This is a genomic window from Pseudomonas sp. H3_E04, from assembly GCF_054668915.1.
Map to the genome: position 1 here is coordinate 5,250,769 of NZ_CP162797.1, position 23,304 is coordinate 5,274,072.

Here is a 23,304-nt window from a genome sequence, read left to right on the forward strand (position 1 = left end):
GCTTACATGACGACACATATCCAACGATCCGCGCTTCTGCCGTACCCGGCGCAATTTCTCTACGACCTGGTCAATGACGTCGCGCGGTACCCGGAGTTTCTGCCGTGGTGTTCGGAGGCTGAAGTGCTGGAAAGCTCCCCGGAACACATGCGCGCCAGTGTCGGTGTAGCCAAGGGCGGCCTCAGTCAGCATTTCGTCACGCGCAATACGCTGGTGCCGGGGCAGTCGATCGAGATGAATCTTGAGGAAGGTCCGTTCAATCAGTTGCACGGCGTCTGGGTCTTCAAGGCGCTGAACGAGAAGGCCTGCAAGATCAGTCTGGACCTGTCGTTCGATTATGCCGGACCGTTGGTGCGCGCTACGTTGGGCCCGCTGTTCAATCAGGCGGCTAACCAGCTGGTGGATGCTTTCTGCCAGCGCGCCAAGCAGATGCATGGTTGAGCCGGTGATCGAGATAGAAGTCGTGTACGCGGCGGTTGATCGCCAGGTTTTGCGTGCGATCAGCGTGGCTGAAGGCGTCAGCGTTCGGGCGGCGGTGCACGCATCGGGCATCGCGGCCGAGTTTCCTGAGCTGGATCTCGCGGAGTGCCCGCTGGGTATTTTTGGCAAGGTCGTGACTGACGCCGATTCTCGCGCGGTTCAGGCGGGGGATCGCATCGAAATTTATCGACCGCTGCTGGCGGATCCCAAAGAAGTTCGACGCTTGCGTGCGGCCAAGGCTGCTGAGGCGAAAGCGCGGAATATTTGATCTGGCCAAACGGCAGGCAATAAAAAACCCGGAATGTCCGGGTTTTTTATTGCCTCGCCTATTACTGCGGCGAGGTGTCCAGCGGCTCTGGTGTCGGAACCGGTACGGTTTCCACACCATCGACGTCCTTCTGGATCTGATCCAGCAAGGAGCCTGGTTTGGCTGGCTTCTCAGCTTCTGGATTGTCGGCGTTTTCAGCAGGCGCGGTAACGTTCGTGCCGCTGTCCTTGCCGAGAATGGCTTCGTCACGGCTCACGCCGGGCATGAAGTCACCGGACAGGCTGACAAGCTGGTCGTTGGAATTGAAGATAACGCTGATTCGTTCCTGCTGGCGTTCACCGCCACCCGGTTGCAGGCTGTACAGATAATCCCAGCGATCGGCATGGAACGTGTCGGCAAGCAGAGGGTTGCCCATGATAAACCGTACTTGCGGCCGGGTCATTCCCGGGCGTAACTGGTCTATCATGTCCTGCGTGACGACATTGCCCTGCTGGATGTCGATTTTGTAAACCCCGGGGAATGAACAACCGGCGAGTGCGAGCAGTCCCACAAAGGTGAAACTGGTTAGCAAGAGCTTGGTGTTTTGCATCGGTGGGCGACTTCCACTATCTTGGCTGGGACAACGTAAACGCCGATCATACCCGCATTAAGAGAAGCTGCGAAGCAGCATCGCGAGAAAGCTGACCATGGTTGAAAATAGCGAACTACGCAAAGCCGGCCTCAAAGTGACCCTGCCACGGGTCAAGATCCTGCAAATGCTCGACTCTACCGAGCAGCGCCACATGAGTGCCGAGGACGTCTACAAGGCGTTAATGGAAGCTGGTGAGGACGTCGGTCTGGCCACGGTTTACCGTGTTCTGACCCAGTTCGAAGCGGCCGGCCTCGTGGTCCGCCACAACTTCGACGGCGGCCACGCGGTCTTCGAACTGGCTGACGGTGGCCACCACGACCATATGGTCAACGTGGAATCCGGTGAAGTGATCGAATTCTTCGACGAAGAAATCGAAAAACTTCAGAAGTCGATCGTCGAGAAGCATGGCTTCGAGATGGTTGATCACAATCTGGTGCTGTACGTACGCAAGAAAAAGTAAGCATGTCGCGCGAATTGCACATTCGCGAAACGAACGAAGGCGACCCACGGGTCGCCTTCGTGCTTTCTACTATTTGTTAAGCCTTGGCGGTCACCACCATTTTTTTCGCGTGAGCCAGGGATTCCTTGGTCAGATCGATGCCGCCGAGCATGCGCGCGACTTCTTCGATGCGTTCGTTTTTGCTCAACTTGGCGACAGCTGTGTGAGTCGCCTTCTCGTCGCGGACCTTGTGCACGAACAGGTGCTGATGCCCTTGCGCCGCCACTTGCGGCAAGTGCGTCACCGTCAAGACCTGGCCGCGATCACCGAGACGGCGCAGTAACTGGCCGACAATCTCGGCAGTCGGGCCGCCAATACCTACGTCCACTTCGTCGAATACCAGCGTCGGCACGCGGGAGGTCTGGGCGGTGATTACCTGAATCGCCAGACTGATCCGCGACAGCTCACCGCCGGAGGCGACTTTGGCCAGTGCTTTGAGCGGTTGGCCGGGGTTGGCGCTAACCAGCAGTTCGACCTGTTCCAGCCCGTTTGGCAGCAACTCGTCGCTGCTGTTGGCTTTCAGCTCGATGGTGAAGCGGCCGCCGGGCATGCCCAAGCGCTGGATTTCCTGCTCCACTGCACTGGCGAGGCTGCCGGCGGCTTGGTGACGGAGGTCGCTCAGCTCGCGGGCTTTCTCTTGATAGTGGCGGGCGTAGGACGCCAGTTCTTCACCCAGGCGCTCGATGGATTCATCGTTGGCGTTGAGGGTTTCGATTTCATCGAGCAGCTTCTGCTGCATCTCGCCGACTTCAGTCGGCTGAATCCGGTGCTTGCGCGCCAAGGTGTAGATTGCGTCGAGACGTTCTTCGAGGTACTGCAGGCGAGCCGGGTCGGCATCGAAGTTGTCGAGGAAGCGGTTGAGCTCGCCGACCGCTTCTTCTACCTGAATCTGTGCGCTGGTCAGCAGGCTGCTGGCTTCACCCAGCGCCCCCACCGAGCTGTTCACACTGGACAGACGATTGAGGCTGGCGGTCAGTGCATTCAGGACATTCCCCGAATCACTTTCACTGCACTGCTCGACCACTTGCCGGCAAATGCCCAGCAAGGTTTCGGCGTTGGTCAGGTTCTTGTGTTCCTGCTCCAGTTGCTCGAGTTCGTTTTCGCCGAGGCCGAGGTTTTCCAGTTCTTCGAGCTGGTAGCTGAGCAGTTGATGACGTGCGCGCTGTTCATCGCCGGAGTTGGAGAGACGCTCCAGTTCCTGGCGAGTCTGACGCCAGCGCTGCGCCGCAAGTTGCACCTGACGCGCCAAGTCAGTGGCGCCGGCGTACTCGTCCAGTAGGCGACGATGGGTGTCGGTTTTCAGTAGCGATTGGTGTTCGTGCTGGCTGTGGATATCGATCAGCAGCTCGCCGAGGGCTTTGAGGTCGCCAAGCGGGCAGGGCGTGCCATTGATATAGCCGCGTGAGCGACCTTCCGAGGTGATGACCCGGCGCAGGATGCACGGCCCGTCGTTTTCCAGATCGCGCTCGGCCAGCCAGGCGCTGGCTTCAGGAATATCAGCCAGGTCGAAGGTGGCGAGAATGTCGGCCTTGTCGGCGCCCGGGCGCACCACGCCGCTGTCGGCGCGATCACCCAGGGTGAGGCCCAGGGCATCGAGCATGATCGACTTGCCGGCGCCGGTTTCCCCTGTGATCACGCTCATCCCGCGATCGAGTTCAAGATCGAGATGTTCAACGATGGCGTAGTTGTGTACGGACAGGTGCACCAGCATAAAGGCAGCTCCCAGGCTTGAGGTCTGGTTATTTATACAGTGTTTTGTTCAGGCCTGACAATGCCCTCGCTTAGCTCGATTTGCTTGATCGCAAAGTTTTCTTAGCGCATTCAAGAATGACTATTCAGCACTTTTTTGTAAGGACAATCGATTGCAGCCCTTGAAGCCTGATTTTGCGGCCCCATATATCGGGGCAGAAGCGCGAGTCAGGCTCGCGGACGAAATTGAAAGGAGAATTCTATGGCTGACGAACAGACAGTAGATACGCAAAACCCAGATGCCAATCAGGCGCCCGAAGGTTCGGGTGACGACCTGGCGACCCGTGTGCAAGTGCTCGAAGAGCAATTGGCCGCCGCGCAGGATCAGTCTCTGCGTGTTGCTGCCGATCTGCAGAACGTTCGCCGCCGTGCCGAGCAGGACGTCGAGAAGGCGCACAAGTTTGCCCTTGAGAAATTTGCCAGCGACCTGCTGCCGATCGTCGACAGCCTGGAGCGCGGCCTCGAGCTGTCGAGCCCGGACGACGAAAGCATCCGTCCGATGCGCGAAGGCATTGAGCTGACCCTGAAAATGTTCCACGACACCCTCAAGCGTTACCAGCTTGAAGCGATCGATCCGCATGGCGAACCGTTCAACGCCGTTCACCATCAGGCGATGGCCATGCAGGAAAGCGCCGACGTCGAGCCGAACAGCGTGTTGAAGGTTTTCCAGAAGGGCTACCAGCTCAATGGTCGCCTGCTGCGCCCGGCGATGGTCGTGGTCAGCAAGGCGCCGGCGCCAGTTTCGCCTTCGATTGACGAGCAGGCTTGAAATTAGCCGCAAGGCCCCCATTTAGAAGTCAAGCGTTTAAGTGCTACCGCAGTCAGCCACCACTGCTGCGGCAACAAAATCCAAAGTTTCGGGAGAGTGAACATGGGCAAAATTATCGGTATCGACCTGGGGACTACCAACTCCTGCGTCTCCGTGCTGGAAAACGGCAAAGCCAAAGTTATTGAAAACGCTGAAGGCGCGCGTACCACGCCGTCGATCATCGCTTACGCCAACGATGGCGAAATCCTGGTAGGTCAGTCGGCCAAGCGTCAGGCTGTAACCAACCCGCACAACACCCTGTACGCGGTAAAGCGTCTGATCGGTCGTCGTTTCGACGAAGAAGTTGTGCAGAAAGACATCCAGATGGTCCCTTACAAGATCGTCAAGGCTGACAACAATGACGCCTGGGTAGAAGTGAACGGCCAGAAAATGGCACCGCCACAAATCTCGGCTGAAATTCTGAAGAAAATGAAGAAGACCGCCGAAGACTACCTCGGCGAGGCAGTGACCGAAGCAGTGATCACCGTTCCGGCCTACTTCAACGACAGCCAGCGTCAGGCCACCAAAGACGCCGGCCGCATCGCTGGTCTGGACGTGAAACGTATCATCAACGAACCAACCGCAGCTGCTCTGGCTTACGGTATGGACAAGGCCAAGGGCGATCACACCGTGATCGTTTATGACCTGGGTGGCGGTACTTTCGACGTTTCCGTGATCGAGATCGCTGAAGTTGATGGCGAGCACCAGTTCGAAGTGTTGGCCACCAACGGTGACACCTTCCTCGGCGGTGAAGACTTCGACATTCGTCTGATCGACTACCTCGTTGACGAATTCAAGAAAGAAAGCGGCATGAACCTCAAAGGTGACCCGCTGGCCATGCAGCGCCTGAAAGAAGCCGCTGAGAAAGCCAAGATCGAGCTGTCGTCCGCTCAGTCGACCGACGTCAACCTGCCGTACATCACTGCAGACGCGACCGGTCCTAAGCACCTGAACGTGAAAATCTCCCGTGCCAAGCTCGAAGCACTGGTTGAAGACCTGGTTCAGCGCACCATCGAACCTTGCCGCATTGCCATGAAAGACGCCGGTATCGACGTCAGCGCGATCAACGACGTGATTCTGGTCGGTGGTCAGACTCGTATGCCGCTGGTACAGAAGCTGGTTACCGATTTCTTCGGTAAAGAAGCCCGTAAAGACGTCAACCCGGACGAAGCTGTCGCCATGGGTGCTGCGATTCAGGGCGCTGTTCTGGCCGGTGACGTGAAAGACGTTCTGCTGCTCGACGTCAGCCCGCTGACCCTGGGTATCGAAACCATGGGTGGCGTGATGACCGCGCTGATCGAGAAAAACACCACGATTCCTACCAAGAAATCGCAAGTGTTCTCGACTGCCGACGACAACCAGGGCGCTGTGACCATTCACGTTCTGCAGGGTGAGCGCAAGCAAGCCGCACAGAACAAATCGCTGGGCAAGTTCGACCTGGCCGACATTCCACCAGCTCCACGTGGCGTGCCGCAGATCGAAGTGACCTTCGACATCGACGCCAACGGCATCCTGCACGTCGGCGCGAAAGACAAGGCTACCGGCAAGACCCAGTCGATCGTGATCAAGGCCAACTCCGGTCTGTCCGACGAAGAAATCGAGCGCATGGTGCGTGACGCCGAGGCGAATGCCGAGGAAGACCGCAAGTTCGAAGAGCTGGCCGCTGCCCGTAACCAGGGTGATGCACTGGTGCACTCGACTCGCAAGATGGTCGCTGATGCGGGCGACAAGGTCACCGCTGAAGAGAAGACTGCAATCGAAGCCGCAGTGGTTGCTCTGGAAGCCGCCGTCAAAGGCGACGACAAGGCTGCCATCGAAGCCAAGGTTGAAGAGCTGTCGAAAGTCTCCGCTCCGGTTGCTCAGAAAATGTACGCCGAACAGGCTCAGCCAGCTGATGGCGCGGCCCCGCAAGGCGAATCGGCTGAGAAGGCTGACGACGTTGTCGATGCCGAGTTCGAAGAAGTCAAAGACCACAAGTAAGTTGTTGGTCGCCCGGTTGACTGCCTTGCGGCGGTGACTGGTAGGATGTCGCCGCGCGGGAGCTTGCCTCCCGCGTTGGCGTATCTGGAATACGCGAATTTTTACAGCATGCGACAACGCTCGCGTGTTGGTGGTATGGCCGGGAATGCTCCTGCTTTTCGCGCCGCAGATACCGCATCAATCAAGACCAGGATCGTTGAATTGACGTGAGTTGGGTCCGGGCCTTAATGGGGGCTCAACGAGTTTGGCGAGGCTCAGGAGGGGTTTGCCGAACGTCCTTAAGAGTGCAAAGAACTTATGGCAAAGCGTGACTATTACGAAGTATTGGGTGTCGAGCGGGGCACGAGCGAAGCGGACCTGAAGAAGGCCTATCGCCGCCTGGCCATGAAGCACCACCCCGACCGTAATCCCGGCGACAAAGCTTCGGAAGAAGCATTCAAAGAGGCCAACGAGGCCTATGAAGTGTTGTCCGACGCCAGCAAGCGCGCGGCATACGACCAGTACGGTCATGCCGGCGTCGATCCGAGCATGGGTGGCGGCGGTGCCGGTTTCGGTGGCCAGAACTTCTCGGACATCTTCGGCGATGTCTTCAGTGACTTCTTCGGCGGCGGTCGCGGCGGTGCCCGTGGCGGTGCTCAGCGTGGCAGCGATCTGCGCTACACCCTGGAGCTGAATCTGGAAGAAGCGGTGCGCGGTACGTCGGTGAATATCCGCGTTCCGACACTGGTCAACTGCAAGCCGTGCGATGGTTCCGGCGCCAAGAAGGGCTCTTCGCCGACGACGTGCCCGACCTGCGGCGGCATCGGCCAGGTACGCATGCAACAGGGCTTCTTCTCGGTGCAGCAGACCTGCCCGCGCTGCCATGGCCAGGGCAAGATCATTTCCGATCCGTGCGACTCCTGCCACGGCGACGGTCGCGTCGAAGAGTACAAAACCCTGTCGGTCAAAGTACCGGCCGGTGTCGATACGGGCGACCGCATTCGTCTGTCTGGCGAAGGCGAGGCGGGTACCCAGGGCGGGCCGACTGGCGACTTGTACGTTGTGATCAACGTGCGCGAACACGACATCTTCCAGCGTGACGGCAAGCATCTGTTCTGCGAAGTGCCGATCAGCTTCGTCGACGCTGCGCTGGGCGGCGAGCTGGAGATTCCAACCCTCGACGGTCGCGTCAAACTGAAAATCCCTGAAGGCACGCAGACCGGCAAGCAGTTCCGTGTTCGCGGCAAAGGCGTTGCGCCTGTGCGTGGCGGCGGTGCCGGCGACCTGATGTGCCGTGTCGCTGTGGAAACGCCGGTCAATCTCAACCGTCGTCAGCGTGAGCTGCTGGAAGAATTCCGTAGCTCCCTGGCCGACGACAACAGCCACTCGCCGAAAACCACCGGTTGGTTTGACGGTGTGAAGCGTTTCTTCGGCGATTTGTAAGGAGTCGGCATGCGACGTATTGCAGTGATGGGCGCCGCCGGGCGCATGGGCAAGACCCTGATTGAAGCGGTGCAGCAGACGCCGGGCGCCGGTCTGACGGCGGCGGTCGATCGCCCGGACAGCACGCTGGTTGGCGCGGATGCCGGTGAGCTGGCAGCGCTGGGCCGTATCGGCGTGCCGCTGTCCGGTGATCTGGATCGTGTGGTTGAAGAGTTTGATGTGTTGATCGACTTCACTCACCCGACCGTGACCCTGAAAAACCTCGCGTTCTGCCGCAAACACGGCAAAGCGATGATCATCGGCACCACCGGTTTCAGTGTTGAAGAGAAGCAGTTGCTGGCCGAGGCGGGCAAGGACATTCCGATCGTCTTCGCCGCCAACTTCAGCGTCGGCGTCAACCTCTGCCTGAAGTTGCTCGACACCGCTGCGCGCGTGCTGGGCGACGATGTCGATATCGAAATCATGGAAGCCCATCACCGGCACAAGGTCGATGCGCCGTCTGGTACGGCCGTGCGCATGGGTGAAGTGATTGCCGATGCGCTGGGGCGTGATCTGAAGAAGGTCGCGGTCTACGGTCGTGAAGGCCAGACCGGGGCGCGTGAGCGTGAAACCATTGGTTTCGCCACCGTACGTGCAGGCGATATCGTTGGTGATCACACCGTCCTGTTTGCTGCCGATGGCGAGCGCGTCGAGATCACCCACAAGGCTTCGAGCCGCATGACATTCGCCAAGGGTGCGGTGCGTGCGGCGCTCTGGCTGGATGGTCGCGAGCCTGGCCTGTACGACATGCAAGACGTGCTCGACCTGCGTTGAGTCGTTGCTGAACCCGGCGCAAACGTCCCGTTTTGCGCCGGTTTTTACCGCTTGGCGACGACCTGTCGCATTCTCCGGCCTTTAGGGCTCTTTAGCGGTGGACCAAAAACGCCCTTTTCTGTAAGCTACAGCTTTAGTGTGTCCACTAAAAGCGCGCAGAATAATTTCAGTGAAGAAGCGGGGTGACGTGTCCATACGTCACTCCGCTTTTTTACAACCTGCGATTGCCCTTTCATGCGTTATTTACGGGAGGTCTTCTTGACTAAGCCAGCCATACTCGCCCTTGCTGATGGCAGCATTTTTCGCGGCGAAGCCATTGGAGCCGACGGTCAGACCGTTGGTGAGGTGGTGTTCAACACCGCAATGACCGGCTATCAGGAAATCCTTACCGATCCTTCCTACGCCCAACAGATCGTGACCCTGACTTACCCGCACATCGGTAACACCGGCACCACGCCGGAAGATGCCGAGTCCGACCGCGTCTGGTCCGCTGGCCTGGTCATCCGTGACCTGCCGCTGGTAGCGAGCAACTGGCGTAACACGATGTCCCTGTCCGATTACCTGAAAGCCAACAATGTAGTGGCAATCGCCGGTATCGACACCCGTCGCCTGACCCGCATCCTGCGTGAAAAAGGCGCTCAGAACGGCTGCATCATGGCCGGCGACAACATCTCCGAAGAAGCGGCCATCGCCGCTGCGCAAGGCTTCCCCGGCCTGAAGGGCATGGATCTGGCGAAAGTCGTCAGCACCCAGAAGCAATACGAATGGCGCTCGACTGTCTGGGATCTGAAAACCGACAGCCACGCGACCATCGAAGCTTCTGAACTGCCATATCACGTGGTCGCTTACGACTACGGCGTCAAGGTCAACATCCTGCGCATGCTGGTCGAGCGCGGCTGCCGCGTCACCGTAGTGCCTGCACAGACTCCAGCCGCCGATGTGCTGGCGCTGAAGCCGGACGGCGTGTTCCTGTCCAACGGCCCTGGTGACCCGGAGCCATGCGACTACGCGATCCAGGCGATCAAGGAAGTGCTGGAAACCGAGACTCCGGTGTTCGGCATCTGCCTCGGCCACCAGTTGCTGGCCCTGGCCTCCGGCGCCAAGACCTTGAAAATGGGTCACGGCCACCACGGTGCCAACCACCCGGTGCAGGATCTGGACACAGGCGTGGTGATGATCACCAGCCAGAACCACGGTTTCGCGGTAGACGAAGCCACCCTGCCAGCGAACGTGCGTGCGATCCACAAATCGCTGTTCGACGGCACGCTGCAAGGCATCGAGCGCACCGACAAGAGCGCGTTCAGCTTCCAGGGTCACCCTGAAGCGAGCCCGGGCCCGAACGATGTTGCGCCACTGTTCGACCGCTTCATCAACGAGATGGCCAAGCGACGCTAAGCGTTCGCCTTGAGACTGTAGAGAGAAGCCCTCGAGGGCGGCCCCGGCTCCGGCGGCCCCTTCGGGACTTCAGAAATCGATCAAGACGGCTTGCCGACTGACCTGCGGATTTGAGTGACAAACCATGCCAAAACGTACAGACATTAAAAGCATCCTGATTCTCGGCGCTGGCCCGATCGTAATCGGCCAGGCCTGCGAATTCGACTACTCCGGCGCCCAGGCCTGCAAGGCCCTGCGCGAAGAGGGTTACCGCGTCATCCTGGTGAACTCCAACCCGGCCACCATCATGACCGACCCGGACATGGCCGACGCCACCTACATCGAGCCGATCAAGTGGCAGACCGTTGCCAAGATCATCGAGAAGGAGCGTCCGGACGCCGTTCTGCCGACCATGGGCGGCCAGACTGCATTGAACTGCGCTCTGGACCTGGAGCGCGAAGGCGTTCTGGAGAAGTTCGGCGTAGAGATGATCGGTGCCAACGCCGACACCATCGACAAGGCTGAAGACCGTTCGCGTTTCGACAAAGCGATGAAATCCATCGGCCTGGCGTGCCCGCGTTCCGGGATCGCGCACAGCATGGAAGAGGCCAACGCGGTTCTCGAAACCCTCGGTTTCCCATGCATCATTCGTCCGTCCTTCACCATGGGCGGCACCGGTGGCGGTATCGCCTACAACCGTGAAGAGTTCGAAGAAATCTGCGCCCGTGGTCTGGACCTGTCGCCGACCAAAGAGCTGTTGATCGACGAATCGCTGATCGGCTGGAAAGAATATGAAATGGAAGTTGTCCGCGACAAAAAGGACAACTGCATCATCGTCTGCTCGATCGAAAACTTCGACCCAATGGGCGTGCACACCGGTGACTCGATCACCGTAGCTCCAGCCCAGACGCTGACCGACAAGGAATACCAGATCCTGCGTAACGCCTCGCTGGCGGTACTGCGCGAGATCGGCGTCGAGACCGGTGGTTCCAACGTTCAATTCGGTATCTGCCCGAACACTGGCCGTATGGTCGTGATCGAAATGAACCCGCGTGTATCGCGTTCCTCGGCCCTGGCTTCGAAAGCCACCGGTTTCCCGATCGCCAAGGTCGCGGCAAAACTGGCTGTGGGTTACACCCTTGATGAGCTGTCGAACGACATCACCGGCGGCAAGACCCCGGCGTCCTTCGAACCGTCGATCGACTACGTCGTTACCAAGCTGCCACGCTTCGCCTTCGAGAAATTCGCCAAGGCTGACGCGCGCCTGACCACGCAAATGAAGTCGGTCGGTGAAGTCATGGCCATCGGCCGGACCTTCCAGGAATCCCTGCAGAAAGCTCTGCGCGGTCTGGAAGTCGGCGTTTGCGGTCTGGACGAGAAGCTCGATCTGAGCAACCCGGACAGCATGAGCGTGCTCAAGCGTGAACTGACCGTGCCGGGCGCCGAGCGTATCTGGTACGTGGCGGACGCCTTCCGCGCCGGTCTGTCGGTCGAAGACATCTTCGGCATGAACATGATCGACCCTTGGTTCCTGGTGCAGATCGAAGACCTGATCAAGGACGAAGAGAAGGTCAAGACCCTCGGTCTGTCCTCGATCGACCGCGACCTGATGTTCAAGCTCAAGCGCAAAGGCTTCTCCGATCAGCGTCTGGCCAAGCTGCTGGGCGTGACCGAGAAAAACCTGCGCACGCACCGTCAGAAGCTGGAAGTATTCCCGGTCTACAAGCGCGTTGACACCTGCGCAGCCGAATTCGCCACCGACACCGCTTACCTGTACTCGACCTACGAGGAAGAGTGCGAAGCAGCGCCATCGGGTCGCGACAAGATCATGATTCTGGGTGGCGGTCCGAACCGTATCGGTCAGGGTATCGAGTTCGACTACTGCTGCGTTCACGCTGCTCTCGCCCTGCGCGAAGACGGCTACGAAACCATCATGGTCAACTGCAACCCGGAAACCGTTTCCACCGACTACGACACTTCCGACCGTCTGTACTTCGAGCCGGTAACCCTGGAAGACGTACTGGAAATCTGCCGCGTCGAGAAGCCGAAAGGCGTGATCGTCCAGTACGGCGGCCAGACTCCGCTGAAGCTGGCTCGCGCTCTGGAAGCTGCTGGCGTGCCGATCATCGGTACCAGCCCTGACGCCATCGACCGCGCCGAAGACCGCGAGCGCTTCCAGCAAATGGTTGAGCGCCTGAACCTGCGTCAGCCGCCAAACGCCACCGTGCGCAGCGAAGACGAAGCGGTTCGTGCTGCCGCGAAGATCGGTTATCCGCTGGTGGTGCGCCCGTCCTACGTGCTGGGCGGCCGTGCGATGGAAATCGTTTACAAGGAAGACGAGCTCAAGCGTTACCTGCGTGACGCGGTGCAAGTGTCCAACGATAGCCCGGTGCTGCTCGACCACTTCCTCAACTGCGCCATCGAAATGGACGTGGACGCGGTTTGCGACGGTAAAGACGTAGTGATCGGCGCGATCATGCAGCACATCGAACAGGCGGGCGTTCACTCCGGTGACTCCGCCTGCTCGCTGCCGCCGTACTCGCTGCCCGCGCACATCCAGGACGAGATGCGCGAACAGGTCAAGAAAATGGCCCTGGAACTGGGCGTTGTCGGCCTGATGAACGTGCAGTTGGCTTTGCAGGGCGAAGACATCTACGTCATCGAAGTCAACCCGCGTGCCTCGCGTACCGTGCCGTTCGTTTCCAAGTGCATCGGTGTTTCCCTGGCGATGATCGCTGCCCGCGTCATGGCCGGTAAAACCCTGAAGGAAATTGGCTTCACCAAGGAAATCATCCCGAACTTCTACAGTGTGAAAGAGGCCGTGTTCCCGTTCGCCAAGTTCCCTGGCGTTGACCCGATCCTCGGCCCAGAGATGAAGTCGACAGGTGAAGTGATGGGCGTCGGCGACACCTTCGGCGAAGCATTCGCCAAGGCGCAGATGGGTGCCAGCGAAGTACTGCCGACCGGCGGTACCGCGTTCATCAGCGTGCGCGATGACGACAAGCCACTGGTTGCAGGCGTGGCCCGTGATCTGATCAACTTGGGCTTCGAAGTGGTCGCCACTGCCGGCACTGCCAAGCTGATCGAAGCCGCAGGTCTGAAAGTGCGCCGCGTGAACAAGGTGACCGAGGGTCGTCCGCACGTGGTCGACATGATCAAGAATGACGAAGTCACGCTGATCATCAACACCACCGAAGGTCGTCAGTCGATCGCCGATTCGTACTCCATTCGTCGCAACGCCCTGCAGCACAAGATCTACTGCACCACCACTATTGCTGCGGGCGAAGCGATCTGCGAAGCGCTGAAGTTCGGTCCGGAAAAGACCGTGCGCCGCTTGCAGGATCTACACGCAGGATTGAAGGCATGAGCATAACCAAATACCCAATGACTGTTCAGGGCGCCAAAGCCTTGGAAGAAGAGCACGCGTTTCTCACCAAGGTCGAGCGCCCGCGCTTGAGTCAGGCTATTGGCGAGGCACGCGAGCTCGGCGATCTCAAGGAAAACGCTGAATACCATGCCGCTCGCGAAGAGCAGGGCATGGTCGAAGCGCGGGTTCGTGATATCGAAGGCCGTATGCAGAACGCGGTGGTCATCGATGTCACGACCATTCCGCACACCGGCAAAGTGATATTCGGCACCACCGTTGAGATCGCCAATGTCGAAACCGATGAGAGCGTTACTTACCAGATCGTGGGTGAGGATGAGGCGGACATCAAACTCGGCAAGATTTCGGTCGGTTCGCCGATCGCCCGCGCCTTGATTGCCAAGGAAGAGGGCGACACCGTCGTCGTAAAAACGCCGGGCGGCGATATCGAGTATGAGATTGTCGAAGTTCGTCACATCTGAAAGAAGGCGCCCGCTGCATGCGGGCGCCATGCTTTGGCAACTGACCCAGATGCTTTGGGTCGGTGGTCTATGGTTGATTCATATCGGTTTGCAGCCGGCGTTGGGCCAGATCGGTCTCGCGCCGCTGTTGATCGACGAAGTCGCCAGTGCATTCGAAGTGCTGGTGGTGGGGTTCGCCGCTCTGTGCGTGATCTTTCAGGCTTTGGTGCTGGTACAGGCCGAGGGCCTCGGCAGTCTATGGCGGGATTTTCGCGGGCAGGTGCTGTTGATGGCGTTGTACGCGTGCGCGATGTATGTCGCCGTGCGTGTCGGCTGGCCGGATGCGCAGCGCTGGCAGGTATTCAGTTATCTGGTGCTGGGGTTTTCCGGCTTGGTGCTGGTGATGCAGCCGGTGCCGGGATGGGGTGGCAGGGTGCGCGAAGCACACCCTTGACCCTGCGCATCACTTGAAGCGATGAACGTTCGACAGCTGCTTGTTGGCGCTGAAGTTCTTGCGGTAGACCAGAGCCATCTTGCCGATGACCTGAACCAGGTCCGCTTTACCGACCTTGCACAGCTCGGCGATGTGCGCCAGGCGCGACTCGCGATCAAGAATGTTGAGCTTGATCTTGATCAGCTCGTGATCCGCCAGGGCGCGTTCAAGTTCGGCTAAAACACCTTCAGTCAAACCGTTGTCCGCCACCGTCAACACTGGTTTGAGGTGGTGGCCGATGGATTTGTACTGTTTCTTCTGCTCTGGAGTGAGCGGCATAATCTGACCCTTTCGTCTGGATTCTGTAAAATGGCGGCCATTTTACCCGAGGGTTCGTGGATCCGCCCAACTAATCACGACCCTAATCATCGAGGTGCCCAATGGCGCGTTCCAAGACAAGCCTTGGTTGGCTGAAAAGACATGTCAACGATCCTTATGTGAAGCAGGCGCAGAAGGATGGCTACCGCTCGCGTGCAAGTTACAAGCTTCTGGAAATCCAGGAAAAATACAAACTCATCCGTCCGGGCATGAGCGTGGTCGACCTCGGCGCGGCGCCAGGTGGCTGGTCCCAGGTGACCAGTCGGTTGATCGGCGGTCAGGGTCGCCTGATCGCTTCGGACATCCTGGAAATGGACAGCATTCCGGACGTGCATTTTATCCAGGGCGACTTCACTGAGGACGCGGTCCTCGCTGAAATCCTGGCGGCCGTGGGTAATTCGCAGGTGGACCTTGTGATTTCCGATATGGCCCCCAATATGAGTGGTACGCCCGAAGTGGATATGCCCAAGGCCATGTTCCTATGTGAACTGGCTCTGGACCTGGCGGAACGGATCCTCAAGCCCGGTGGCAATTTCGTCATCAAGATTTTTCAGGGCGAAGGCTTCGACGTTTATCTGAAGGATGCTCGGAAGAAATTCGACAAGATCCAGATGATCAAGCCAGACTCTTCCCGTGGCAGCTCCCGCGAGCAGTACATGCTGGCTTGGGGTTATCGCGGCGGTGATGCGTAAAACGAGGTTTTTCGGCGGGGCGATAGGTTTTTCATATTTCGCTCTGCGTGCATAAGCGAATATTGTGTAGAAAGTGTTTCACAAAGGGTTACAGACGGCGCCTGCCAGAGTTGTAGGTAATGTAGTAAGTTAGGCCGGTGAATATCATGCGAAGCGCGCGCCAGTAGCGGAGCTTGCTTCAGAGGGTAGTTAATTGAACGATATGGCAAAGAATCTGATCCTGTGGTTGATCATCGCGGCAGTCCTGGTGACGGTGATGAACAACTTCTCCAGCCCTAACGAGCCGCAGACCCTCAACTATTCCGACTTCATCCAGCAGGTCAAGGATGGCAAGGTCGAGCGCGTAGCCGTTGATGGCTATGTGATTACCGGCAAGCGCACCGATGGCGACAGCTTCAAGACCATTCGTCCGGCGATTCAGGACAATGGCCTGATCGGCGATCTGGTCGACAATCACGTTGTGGTTGAAGGCAAGCAGCCTGAACAGCAAAGCATCTGGACCCAGCTGCTGGTGGCCAGCTTCCCGATCCTGGTGATCATCGCGGTGTTCATGTTCTTCATGCGCCAGATGCAGGGCGGTGCGGGGGGCAAGGGCGGGCCGATGAGCTTTGGCAAGAGCAAGGCACGTCTGCTCTCCGAAGATCAGGTGAAAACCACTTTGGCTGACGTTGCCGGTTGCGACGAAGCCAAGGAAGAAGTCGGCGAGCTGGTTGAGTTCCTGCGTGATCCGGGCAAGTTCCAGCGTCTGGGCGGCCGAATCCCGCGCGGTGTGCTGATGGTCGGCCCACCGGGTACCGGTAAAACCTTGCTGGCCAAGGCAATTGCCGGCGAAGCGAAAGTGCCGTTCTTCACCATTTCCGGTTCTGACTTCGTCGAAATGTTCGTCGGTGTCGGCGCCAGCCGCGTCCGCGACATGTTCGAGCAGGCCAAGAAGCACGCCCCTTGCATCATCTTCATCGACGAAATCGATGCCGTAGGTCGCCATCGTGGCGCCGGCATGGGTGGTGGTCACGACGAGCGTGAGCAGACTCTCAACCAGTTGCTGGTGGAGATGGACGGCTTCGAAATGAACGACGGCATCATCGTGATTGCTGCAACCAACCGTCCGGACGTACTCGACCCTGCGCTGCTGCGTCCGGGCCGTTTCGACCGTCAGGTGGTGGTTGGCTTGCCAGACATTCGTGGTCGTGAGCAGATTCTGAAGGTGCACATGCGCAAAGTGCCAATGGGCGACGACGTTGCTCCGGCAGTGATCGCACGTGGTACCCCAGGCTTCTCCGGTGCTGACCTGGCGAACCTGGTCAACGAAGCTTCGCTGTTCGCCGCCCGTAGCGGCAAGCGTATCGTCGAGATGAAAGAGTTCGAACTGGCAAAAGACAAGATCATGATGGGCGCCGAGCGCAAATCCATGGTCATGTCCGAGAAAGAAAAACAGAACACTGCTTACCACGAAGCTGGCCACGCCATCGTTGGTCGCGTCGTGCCTGAACATGATCCGGTGTACAAGGTGTCGATCATCCCGCGCGGTCGTGCGCTGGGTGTGACCATGTTCCTGCCGGAAGAAGATCGCTACAGCCTGTCCAAACGTGCGCTGATCAGCCAGATCTGCTCGTTGTACGGTGGCCGTATCGCTGAAGAAATGACTCTGGGTTTCGATGGTGTGACCACCGGTGCCTCCAACGACATCATGCGCGCGAGTCAGATTGCCCGGAACATGGTGACCAAGTGGGGTCTGTCGGAAAAACTTGGTCCGCTGATGTATGCCGAAGAAGAGGGCGAAGTGTTCCTCGGTCGCGGCGGTGGCGGCCAGGCTGCCAGCTTCTCCGGTGAGACCGCCAAGCTGATCGACTCCGAAGTACGCAGCATCATCGATCAGTGCTACGGCACCGCCAAGCAGATCCTCACGGATAACCGTGACAAGCTCGATGCCATGGCTGATGCGCTGATGAAGTACGAAACCATCGATGCCGAGCAGATCGACGACATCATGGCCGGCCGCACACCTCGCGAGCCTCGCGACTGGTCGGGTGGCACTGGTACGCCTCCGCCGCCTGTGGTGCAGGATGAGCGTCCGGAAAAACCGATTGGTGGTCCGGCTGCTGACGTTTAAGGTTTGAAATGACTTCTGTTCAGTCCCTGACCCGGTTGCCTTGCGGCAACCGGGTTCTTGATTTGGCCCAGACGCATGTCATGGGCATTCTCAATGTCACTCCTGATTCTTTCTCCGATGGCGGCCGCTATAGTCAGCTTGACGCGGCTCTGCGCCACGCGGAAGCCATGGTGCTTGCCGGTGCGACGCTGATCGATGTCGGCGGCGAATCGACCCGGCCAGGTGCGCGAGCGGTTTCTCCGTTGGAGGAGCTCGAACGCGTCGCGCCGATTGTCGAGCTGATCAACCGCGAGCTGGATGTCATCATCTCGGTCGATACTTCCACGCCAGCAGTCATGCGTGAAACCGCACGACTCGGCGCCGGATTGATCAATGATGTGCGTTCGCTGCGTCGCGATGGCGCGCTGGATGCGGCGGCGGCGACCGGATTGCCGGTCTGCCTCATGCACATGCTCGGCGAGCCGGGCGATATGCAGGATAATCCGCAGTATCAGGACGTTACTCGCGAGGTTGGTGGGTTTCTTGCCGAGCGTATGGATCAATGCGCCCAAGCGGGCATTCCCGCCGAGCGGATCATTCTTGATCCCGGCTTCGGCTTCGCCAAGACCCTGCAGCACAATCTAAGCTTGTTCAAGCACATGGAGGCCTTGCATGCGCTGGGGCGGCCATTGCTGGTAGGTGTTTCGCGCAAGAGTATGATTGGCCATGCCTTGAACCGTCCCGTGGGCGAGCGTCTCTATGGTGGCCTGGCGCTGGCTGCGCTGGCGTCGGTCAAGGGGGCGCGGATATTGCGCGTCCACGACGTGGCGGAAACTGTCGATGTAGTGCGAATGATCGCGGTCGTAGAATCAGCCGAATAAGAATGATGGAGCACTTATGAGCAAGAAATATTTTGGTACCGACGGCATTCGCGGTCGTGTTGGTGAATACCCGATCACGCCTGACTTCATGCTCAAGCTCGGCTGGGCGGCCGGCATGGCCTTCCGCAAGATGGGTGCCTGCAAGGTGCTGGTCGGCAAGGACACGCGGATCTCCGGCTATATGTTCGAGTCTGCGCTCGAGGCCGGGCTGACCTCGGCAGGTGCCGATGTGATGCTGCTCGGCCCGATGCCGACGCCTGCCATCGCTTATCTGTCGCGCACCTTCCAGGCTGAAGCCGGTATCGTGATCAGTGCCTCGCACAATCCGCATGACGACAACGGCATCAAGTTCTTCTCTGGCAAAGGCACCAAGCTGCCGGATGAATTGGAGTTGATGATCGAGGAGTTGCTCGATACGCCGATGACTGTCGTCGAGTCGAGCAAGATCGGCAAGGTATCGCGAATCAATGATGCATCGGGTCGCTACATCGAGTTCTGCAAGAGCAGCGTGCCTACCGGGACCAATTTCGCCGGCCTGAAGATCGTTATCGACTGCGCGCATGGTGCGACCTATAAGGTAGCGCCGAGCGTCTTCCGTGAATTGGGTGCCGAAGTCGTCGTGCTTTCTGCGCAGCCGAACGGGCTGAACATCAACGATAACTGCGGCTCCACCCACATGGGGCCGTTGCAGGCTGCGGTGCTGGCCGAGCATGCTGACCTCGGTATCGCCTTTGATGGTGATGGCGATCGGGTGTTGATGGTTGATCACACCGGCACCATCGTTGATGGTGACGATCTGCTGTTTATCATTGCCCGCGATCTGCATGAGCGTGGCAAGTTGCAGGGTGGCGTCGTCGGTACATTGATGAGCAATCTTGGTCTCGAGCTGGCCTTGGCGGATCTGTCGATCCCGTTCGTTCGCGCCAATGTCGGTGACCGCTACGTGATTGCCGAACTGCAAGAGCGCAACTGGCTCGTTGGCGGGGAAAACTCCGGGCATGTGGTCTGCTTCAATCACACCACCACGGGCGACGCGATCATCGCTGCCCTACAGGTGTTGATGGCTCTGAAATCCCGCAATGAAGGTCTCGCCCAAACCCGACAGGCCTTGCGCAAGTGCCCTCAGGTGCTGATCAACGTCCGCTTCGGTGGCGGTGACAGCCCGCTGGAACATCCGGCTGTCAAGGAGGCCAGTGCCCGTGTAACTCAGGCGATGGCGGGGCGCGGTCGCGTGCTTCTGCGCAAGTCCGGCACAGAGCCTCTGGTGCGCGTAATGGTCGAAGGCGAGGACGAAAACCAGGTTCGCGGCTATGCCGAAGAGCTGGCAAAACTGGTAACCGAAGTTTCTGCCTGATACGGCTTGCAAGCCATGATTGTGTTGGGTAACATCTGCGCCCACTTTGACCGACGAGGTACAGCATGCGTCGCCCTATGGTAGCTGGTAACTGGAAGATGCACGGTACCCGCGCCAGCGTCGCTGAGCTGATCAACGGCCTTCGTCATCTGGCCTTGCCTAGCGGTGTTGATGTCGCGGTGTTCCCGCCTTGCTTGTATATCAATCAAGTGATTGATGGCTTGAAAGGCAAGTCGATTTCGGTCGGCGCGCAGAATTCTGCGGTGGAAGCCATGCAAGGTGCGTTGACTGGTGAGATTGCTCCCAGCCAACTGGTGGATGCAGGTTGTTCCCTGGTGCTTGTCGGGCACTCCGAACGCCGCCAGATTCTCGGCGAGCGAGACGGGATGCTGAATCGCAAGTTCGCAGCGGCACAGGCATGTGGCTTGATTCCGGTGTTGTGTGTAGGGGAGACCCTCGAGCAGCGCGAAGCCGGAAAAACTCTTGAAGTTGTCGGGCGTCAGCTGGGCAGCATCATCGAGGAGCTGGGTGTCGGTGCCTTTGCCAAGGCAGTTATTGCTTACGAGCCGGTCTGGGCCATTGGTACCGGGCTGACTGCAACGCCGCAACAGGCTCAGGATGTGCATAAGGCCATTCGCGAGCAGTTGGCGGCAGAGAATTCTGAAGTCGCACGAGGTGTGCGGCTTCTATACGGCGGCAGCGTGAAGGCGGCCAATGCGGTCGAACTGTTCGGCATGCCGGATATCGATGGGGGGCTCATTGGTGGAGCTTCCCTGAATGCAGATGAGTTCGGTGCGATCTGTCGCGCCGCGGGAAACTGAAAAAATGCTGGAAACAGTCGTAGTCGTTTTTCATCTGCTGGGTGCATTGGGCGTAGTTGCTCTGGTTTTGCTGCAGCAGGGTAAGGGTGCGGATGCTGGTGCGTCTTTCGGAGCAGGTGCTTCAAATACTGTGTTCGGAAGCCAAGGTTCCTCTACCTTTCTTAGTAAGTTTACTGCTATACTTGCCGCCGGTTTCTTCATAACCAGCTTGGGGTTAGGTTACTTTGCTAAAGAGAAAGCTCATCAGCTGACTCAAGCAGGTCTGCCAGATCCAGCAGTGTTGGAAGTACCTAAGCAACAACCGGCTTCTGATGATGTCCCGGTGCTTCAAGAGCAAAAGTCGGCTACTCCAGCGACTGACGTGCCTCCAGCTCAAGAGCAGAAGTAAGAAGAGTTTCAAACGTAGTATTGCCGAGGTGGTGGAATTGGTAGACACGCAACCTTGAGGTGGTTGTGCCCATAGGGTGTAGGGGTTCGAGTCCCCTTCTCGGTACCAATTAGTCAGGAGAGCCCGCTGTTGCGGGCTTTCTTGCAGGTGGAAGGTTACATTGACCCTAAAAGGGATCGGTCGTATACTTCCGCCCCAGCTTTGTCGCGGGGTGGAGCAGTCTGGTAGCTCGTCGGGCTCATAACCCGAAGGTCGTCGGTTCAAATCCGGCCCCCGCAACCAGTTTAAGGAGCCCCTTTTAAGGGGCTTTTTGTTAGCTGGATACTTTCAACGCCGCTGTTCGACGGCGTTTCAAGGATGGGCGTTATGCCCATTTTTTTATTTTGCAAAGCATGCACATATCATGCACTAGGGGGTTCAGGTGTCGAGCAAGCTAGAAGAGTTGCAGGCCTTGCTGGCCCCGGTGGTCGTGGCCCTGGGCTATGAATGCTGGGGTATCGAGTTTTCGGCTCAGGGTCGGCACTCGATGTTGCGCGTTTATATCGATAAAGAGGGTGGCGTGCTGGTGGACGATTGCGCCATTGTCAGCCGTCAGATCAGCGGTGTTCTGGATGTTGAAGATCCGATCTCCGTTGAATACACCCTTGAAGTTTCCTCGCCTGGCATGGAGCGCCCGCTGTTCACTCTTGAGCAGTTTGCCAAATTTGCCGGTGAACAAGTGAAGATCAAGCTGCGATCGCCTTTCGAAGGTCGACGCAACTTTCAGGGCCTTCTGCGCGGTGTAGAAGAGCAGGACGTCGTGGTGCAGGTAGAAGATCACGAGTTCCTGTTGCCGATCGATATGATCGACAAGGCCAACATTATTCCCAGTTTTGACTGAGACGCGGATCCCGCGGATCCAATGGCTTGCGAAAGGCGAGGCGTACGATGAGCAAAGAAGTACTGCTGGTTGTTGAGTCGGTATCCAATGAAAAGGGTGTACCGGCAAGCGTAATTTTTGAAGCGCTGGAGCTGGCTCTGGCCACTGCTACCAAAAAGCGGTTCGAAGACGAAGTGGACCTGCGTGTGGAAATCAACCGCCACACCGGTTCCTACGAAACATTCCGTCGCTGGACGGTCGTCGAAGAGAATGATCTCGACGATCCGGCCATCGAGACCTGGCCAAGCAAGGTTGCCGAAACGCATCCTGGCGCCAAGGTCGGTGACGTCGTCGAAGAGAAAATCGAGTCCATCGAGTTCGGCCGCATCGCTGCACAGACTGCCAAGCAGGTCATCGTGCAGAAAGTTCGCGAAGCCGAGCGCGCTCAAGTGGTCGACGCCTATCGCGAGCGCCTGGGAGAAATCATCTCCGGCACCGTGAAAAAAGTTACCCGCGACAACGTGATCGTCGATCTGGGCAACAACGCTGAAGCGTTGCTGGCCCGTGAAGACATTATTTCTCGCGAAACCTTCCGTGTCGGCGTGCGTCTGCGCGCGCTGCTCAAGGAAATCCGCACCGAGAACCGCGGCCCGCAGCTGATCCTGTCGCGAACCGCGCCGGAAATGCTGATCGAGCTGTTCCGTATCGAAGTGCCGGAAATTGCTGAAGGCCTCATCGAGGTCATGGCCGCCTCCCGTGATCCGGGTTCGCGCGCCAAGATCGCCGTCCGCTCCAAGGACAAGCGCATCGACCCACAAGGTGCCTGCATCGGTATGCGCGGTTCGCGCGTCCAGGCGGTATCGGGTGAGTTGGGCGGTGAGCGTGTTGATATCGTACTGTGGGACGACAACCCGGCCCAGTTCGTGATCAACGCCATGTCCCCGGCCGAGGTTGCGGCAATTATCGTTGACGAAGATGCCCATGCCATGGACATCGCCGTTGGCGCAGACAATCTGGCTCAGGCCATTGGTCGCGGTGGTCAGAACGTGCGTCTGGCCAGCCAGTTGACTGGCTGGACCCTGAACGTGATGACCGAATCGGACATCCAGGCTAAGCAGCAAGCAGAAACCGGCGACATCCTGCGCAACTTCATCGACGAGCTGGAAGTCGACGAAGAACTGGCTCAGGTGCTGGTAGATGAAGGCTTCACCAGCCTGGAAGAGATTGCCTACGTACCGGTGGAGGAGATGCTCAACATCGACGGCTTTGACGAGGACATCGTCAACGAGCTTCGTGCTCGCGCCAAGGATCGCTTGTTGACCAAAGCCATCGCTACTGAGGAAAAGCTGGCAGACGCCCATCCGGCCGAAGACCTGCTCTCGCTTGAGGGTATGGACAAGGATTTGGCGATGGAACTGGCGGTGCGCGGCGTAATTACCCGCGAAGACCTGGCCGAGCAGTCTATTGACGACCTGCTCGACATCGACGGCATTGACGATGATCGTGCCGGCAAGTTGATCATGGCCGCCCGAGCCCACTGGTTCGAGTAATTAGGCGCGG

At 58.6% G+C, this 23,304-nt stretch carries 22 protein-coding genes and 2 tRNA genes; 21 read left to right on the plus strand and 3 right to left on the minus strand.

The window, feature by feature from the left end:
• Positions 1–6 precede the first annotated feature (6 nt).
• The gene (locus tag AB4N53_RS23590; protein ID WP_186547355.1) at positions 7–441 is read left to right on the plus strand and encodes a type II toxin-antitoxin system RatA family toxin; all 435 of its coding nucleotides are present in this window, start codon (positions 7–9) and stop codon (positions 439–441) included.
• Positions 434–748: an RnfH family protein gene (locus tag AB4N53_RS23595; RefSeq protein WP_415763666.1), complete on the plus strand. Its 315-nt coding sequence runs from the start codon at positions 434–436 to the stop codon at positions 746–748. Before AB4N53_RS23590 ends, AB4N53_RS23595 begins: the two co-directional genes overlap by 8 nt.
• A 61-nt stretch (positions 749–809) precedes the next feature.
• Here AB4N53_RS23595 and AB4N53_RS23600 read toward each other — a convergent pair whose 3' ends face one another.
• On the minus strand, positions 810–1,337 hold the full coding sequence (locus AB4N53_RS23600; RefSeq protein ID WP_460123867.1) for an outer membrane protein assembly factor BamE: 528 nt from the start codon (positions 1,335–1,337) through the stop codon (positions 810–812).
• A gap of 97 nt (positions 1,338–1,434) precedes the next feature.
• Between AB4N53_RS23600 and fur the strand changes: the two genes are divergently transcribed.
• The gene (gene fur / locus AB4N53_RS23605; RefSeq protein ID WP_016771770.1) at positions 1,435–1,839 is read left to right on the plus strand and encodes a ferric iron uptake transcriptional regulator; all 405 of its coding nucleotides are present in this window, start codon (positions 1,435–1,437) and stop codon (positions 1,837–1,839) included.
• Positions 1,840–1,915: 76 nt separating this feature from the next.
• Here fur and recN read toward each other — a convergent pair whose 3' ends face one another.
• On the minus strand, positions 1,916–3,589 hold the full coding sequence (gene recN, locus AB4N53_RS23610) for a DNA repair protein RecN (protein ID WP_137215533.1): 1,674 nt from the start codon (positions 3,587–3,589) through the stop codon (positions 1,916–1,918).
• Positions 3,590–3,829: 240 nt separating this feature from the next.
• On the opposite strand from recN, the gene grpE reads away from it, so the two are divergent.
• The 8 genes from grpE (at position 3,830) to AB4N53_RS23650 (ending at position 14,303) form a co-directional block, all read left to right on the plus strand.
• The gene (gene grpE / locus AB4N53_RS23615; protein ID WP_039759570.1) at positions 3,830–4,396 is read left to right on the plus strand and encodes a nucleotide exchange factor GrpE; all 567 of its coding nucleotides are present in this window, start codon (positions 3,830–3,832) and stop codon (positions 4,394–4,396) included.
• Positions 4,397–4,498: 102 nt separating this feature from the next.
• Positions 4,499–6,415 (plus strand): molecular chaperone DnaK, encoded by a 1,917-nt coding sequence (gene dnaK, locus AB4N53_RS23620; RefSeq protein WP_024011565.1) that lies wholly within the window; start codon positions 4,499–4,501, stop codon positions 6,413–6,415.
• Between the two features lie 297 nt (positions 6,416–6,712).
• On the plus strand, positions 6,713–7,837 hold the full coding sequence (gene dnaJ, locus AB4N53_RS23625; protein ID WP_016771767.1) for a molecular chaperone DnaJ: 1,125 nt from the start codon (positions 6,713–6,715) through the stop codon (positions 7,835–7,837).
• Positions 7,838–7,846: 9 nt separating this feature from the next.
• Positions 7,847–8,650 carry a 4-hydroxy-tetrahydrodipicolinate reductase gene (gene dapB / locus AB4N53_RS23630; RefSeq protein ID WP_016771766.1) on the plus strand — a complete coding sequence of 268 codons (804 nt, stop codon included), beginning with the start codon at positions 7,847–7,849 and terminating at the stop codon, positions 8,648–8,650.
• A gap of 258 nt (positions 8,651–8,908) precedes the next feature.
• Positions 8,909–10,045 (plus strand): glutamine-hydrolyzing carbamoyl-phosphate synthase small subunit, encoded by a 1,137-nt coding sequence (gene carA, locus AB4N53_RS23635; RefSeq protein WP_325719641.1) that lies wholly within the window; start codon positions 8,909–8,911, stop codon positions 10,043–10,045.
• 124 nt (positions 10,046–10,169) lie between these two features.
• Entirely contained in the window at positions 10,170–13,391 is a 3,222-nt protein-coding gene (gene carB, locus AB4N53_RS23640) for a carbamoyl-phosphate synthase large subunit (protein ID WP_016771764.1), read from the plus strand.
• A gap of 2 nt (positions 13,392–13,393) precedes the next feature.
• Positions 13,394–13,870: a transcription elongation factor GreA gene (gene greA, locus AB4N53_RS23645; protein WP_460125241.1), complete on the plus strand. Its 477-nt coding sequence runs from the start codon at positions 13,394–13,396 to the stop codon at positions 13,868–13,870.
• Positions 13,871–13,898: 28 nt separating this feature from the next.
• Complete coding sequence (locus tag AB4N53_RS23650) at positions 13,899–14,303, plus strand: MFS transporter (protein WP_460123873.1); 405 nt, start codon at positions 13,899–13,901, stop codon at positions 14,301–14,303.
• A gap of 9 nt (positions 14,304–14,312) precedes the next feature.
• Here AB4N53_RS23650 and AB4N53_RS23655 read toward each other — a convergent pair whose 3' ends face one another.
• Entirely contained in the window at positions 14,313–14,621 is a 309-nt protein-coding gene (locus tag AB4N53_RS23655; protein ID WP_016771761.1) for a YhbY family RNA-binding protein, read from the minus strand.
• Between the two features lie 101 nt (positions 14,622–14,722).
• On the opposite strand from AB4N53_RS23655, the gene rlmE reads away from it, so the two are divergent.
• The 10 genes from rlmE (at position 14,723) to nusA (ending at position 23,294) form a co-directional block, all read left to right on the plus strand.
• Positions 14,723–15,352, plus strand: coding sequence for a 23S rRNA (uridine(2552)-2'-O)-methyltransferase RlmE (gene rlmE, locus AB4N53_RS23660; protein ID WP_460123878.1), 630 nt, complete (start codon positions 14,723–14,725; stop codon positions 15,350–15,352).
• A 202-nt stretch (positions 15,353–15,554) separates the two neighbouring features.
• Positions 15,555–17,462: an ATP-dependent zinc metalloprotease FtsH gene (gene ftsH, locus AB4N53_RS23665; RefSeq protein WP_016771759.1), complete on the plus strand. Its 1,908-nt coding sequence runs from the start codon at positions 15,555–15,557 to the stop codon at positions 17,460–17,462.
• An 8-nt stretch (positions 17,463–17,470) separates the two neighbouring features.
• The gene (gene folP, locus AB4N53_RS23670; protein WP_460123881.1) at positions 17,471–18,322 is read left to right on the plus strand and encodes a dihydropteroate synthase; all 852 of its coding nucleotides are present in this window, start codon (positions 17,471–17,473) and stop codon (positions 18,320–18,322) included.
• Between the two features lie 16 nt (positions 18,323–18,338).
• The gene (gene glmM, locus AB4N53_RS23675; protein ID WP_460123884.1) at positions 18,339–19,676 is read left to right on the plus strand and encodes a phosphoglucosamine mutase; all 1,338 of its coding nucleotides are present in this window, start codon (positions 18,339–18,341) and stop codon (positions 19,674–19,676) included.
• Between the two features lie 65 nt (positions 19,677–19,741).
• The gene (gene tpiA / locus AB4N53_RS23680) at positions 19,742–20,497 is read left to right on the plus strand and encodes a triose-phosphate isomerase (protein ID WP_041477932.1); all 756 of its coding nucleotides are present in this window, start codon (positions 19,742–19,744) and stop codon (positions 20,495–20,497) included.
• 4 nt (positions 20,498–20,501) lie between these two features.
• Positions 20,502–20,885 (plus strand): preprotein translocase subunit SecG, encoded by a 384-nt coding sequence (secG, locus tag AB4N53_RS23685; protein ID WP_016771756.1) that lies wholly within the window; start codon positions 20,502–20,504, stop codon positions 20,883–20,885.
• Positions 20,886–20,907: 22 nt separating this feature from the next.
• A tRNA-Leu gene (locus AB4N53_RS23690) sits at positions 20,908–20,993 on the plus strand.
• A 97-nt stretch (positions 20,994–21,090) separates the two neighbouring features.
• A tRNA-Met gene (locus tag AB4N53_RS23695) sits at positions 21,091–21,167 on the plus strand.
• A gap of 139 nt (positions 21,168–21,306) precedes the next feature.
• Positions 21,307–21,765, plus strand: coding sequence for a ribosome maturation factor RimP (gene rimP, locus AB4N53_RS23700; RefSeq protein WP_007973115.1), 459 nt, complete (start codon positions 21,307–21,309; stop codon positions 21,763–21,765).
• A 47-nt stretch (positions 21,766–21,812) separates the two neighbouring features.
• On the plus strand, positions 21,813–23,294 hold the full coding sequence (gene nusA / locus AB4N53_RS23705; protein ID WP_024011569.1) for a transcription termination factor NusA: 1,482 nt from the start codon (positions 21,813–21,815) through the stop codon (positions 23,292–23,294).
• Positions 23,295–23,304 lie beyond the last annotated feature (10 nt).

Excerpts from the sequence above, each read along its gene's own strand:
- AB4N53_RS23590 (WP_186547355.1), top strand. The coding sequence starts at position 7 with ATGACGACACATATCCAACGATCCGCGCTTCTGCCGTACCCGGCGCAA.
- AB4N53_RS23595 (WP_415763666.1), top strand. The coding sequence starts at position 434 with ATGGTTGAGCCGGTGATCGAGATAGAAGTCGTGTACGCGGCGGTTGAT.
- AB4N53_RS23600 (WP_460123867.1), bottom strand. The coding sequence starts at position 1,337 with ATGCAAAACACCAAGCTCTTGCTAACCAGTTTCACCTTTGTGGGACTG.
- fur (WP_016771770.1), top strand. The coding sequence starts at position 1,435 with ATGGTTGAAAATAGCGAACTACGCAAAGCCGGCCTCAAAGTGACCCTG.
- recN (WP_137215533.1), bottom strand. The coding sequence starts at position 3,589 with ATGCTGGTGCACCTGTCCGTACACAACTACGCCATCGTTGAACATCTC.
- grpE (WP_039759570.1), top strand. The coding sequence starts at position 3,830 with ATGGCTGACGAACAGACAGTAGATACGCAAAACCCAGATGCCAATCAG.
- dnaK (WP_024011565.1), top strand. The coding sequence starts at position 4,499 with ATGGGCAAAATTATCGGTATCGACCTGGGGACTACCAACTCCTGCGTC.
- dnaJ (WP_016771767.1), top strand. The coding sequence starts at position 6,713 with ATGGCAAAGCGTGACTATTACGAAGTATTGGGTGTCGAGCGGGGCACG.
- dapB (WP_016771766.1), top strand. The coding sequence starts at position 7,847 with ATGCGACGTATTGCAGTGATGGGCGCCGCCGGGCGCATGGGCAAGACC.
- carB (WP_016771764.1), top strand. The coding sequence starts at position 10,170 with ATGCCAAAACGTACAGACATTAAAAGCATCCTGATTCTCGGCGCTGGC.
- AB4N53_RS23650 (WP_460123873.1), top strand. The coding sequence starts at position 13,899 with ATGCTTTGGCAACTGACCCAGATGCTTTGGGTCGGTGGTCTATGGTTG.
- AB4N53_RS23655 (WP_016771761.1), bottom strand. The coding sequence starts at position 14,621 with ATGCCGCTCACTCCAGAGCAGAAGAAACAGTACAAATCCATCGGCCAC.
- rlmE (WP_460123878.1), top strand. The coding sequence starts at position 14,723 with ATGGCGCGTTCCAAGACAAGCCTTGGTTGGCTGAAAAGACATGTCAAC.
- ftsH (WP_016771759.1), top strand. The coding sequence starts at position 15,555 with ATGGCAAAGAATCTGATCCTGTGGTTGATCATCGCGGCAGTCCTGGTG.
- folP (WP_460123881.1), top strand. The coding sequence starts at position 17,471 with ATGACTTCTGTTCAGTCCCTGACCCGGTTGCCTTGCGGCAACCGGGTT.
- glmM (WP_460123884.1), top strand. The coding sequence starts at position 18,339 with ATGAGCAAGAAATATTTTGGTACCGACGGCATTCGCGGTCGTGTTGGT.
- tpiA (WP_041477932.1), top strand. The coding sequence starts at position 19,742 with ATGCGTCGCCCTATGGTAGCTGGTAACTGGAAGATGCACGGTACCCGC.
- secG (WP_016771756.1), top strand. The coding sequence starts at position 20,502 with ATGCTGGAAACAGTCGTAGTCGTTTTTCATCTGCTGGGTGCATTGGGC.
- nusA (WP_024011569.1), top strand. The coding sequence starts at position 21,813 with ATGAGCAAAGAAGTACTGCTGGTTGTTGAGTCGGTATCCAATGAAAAG.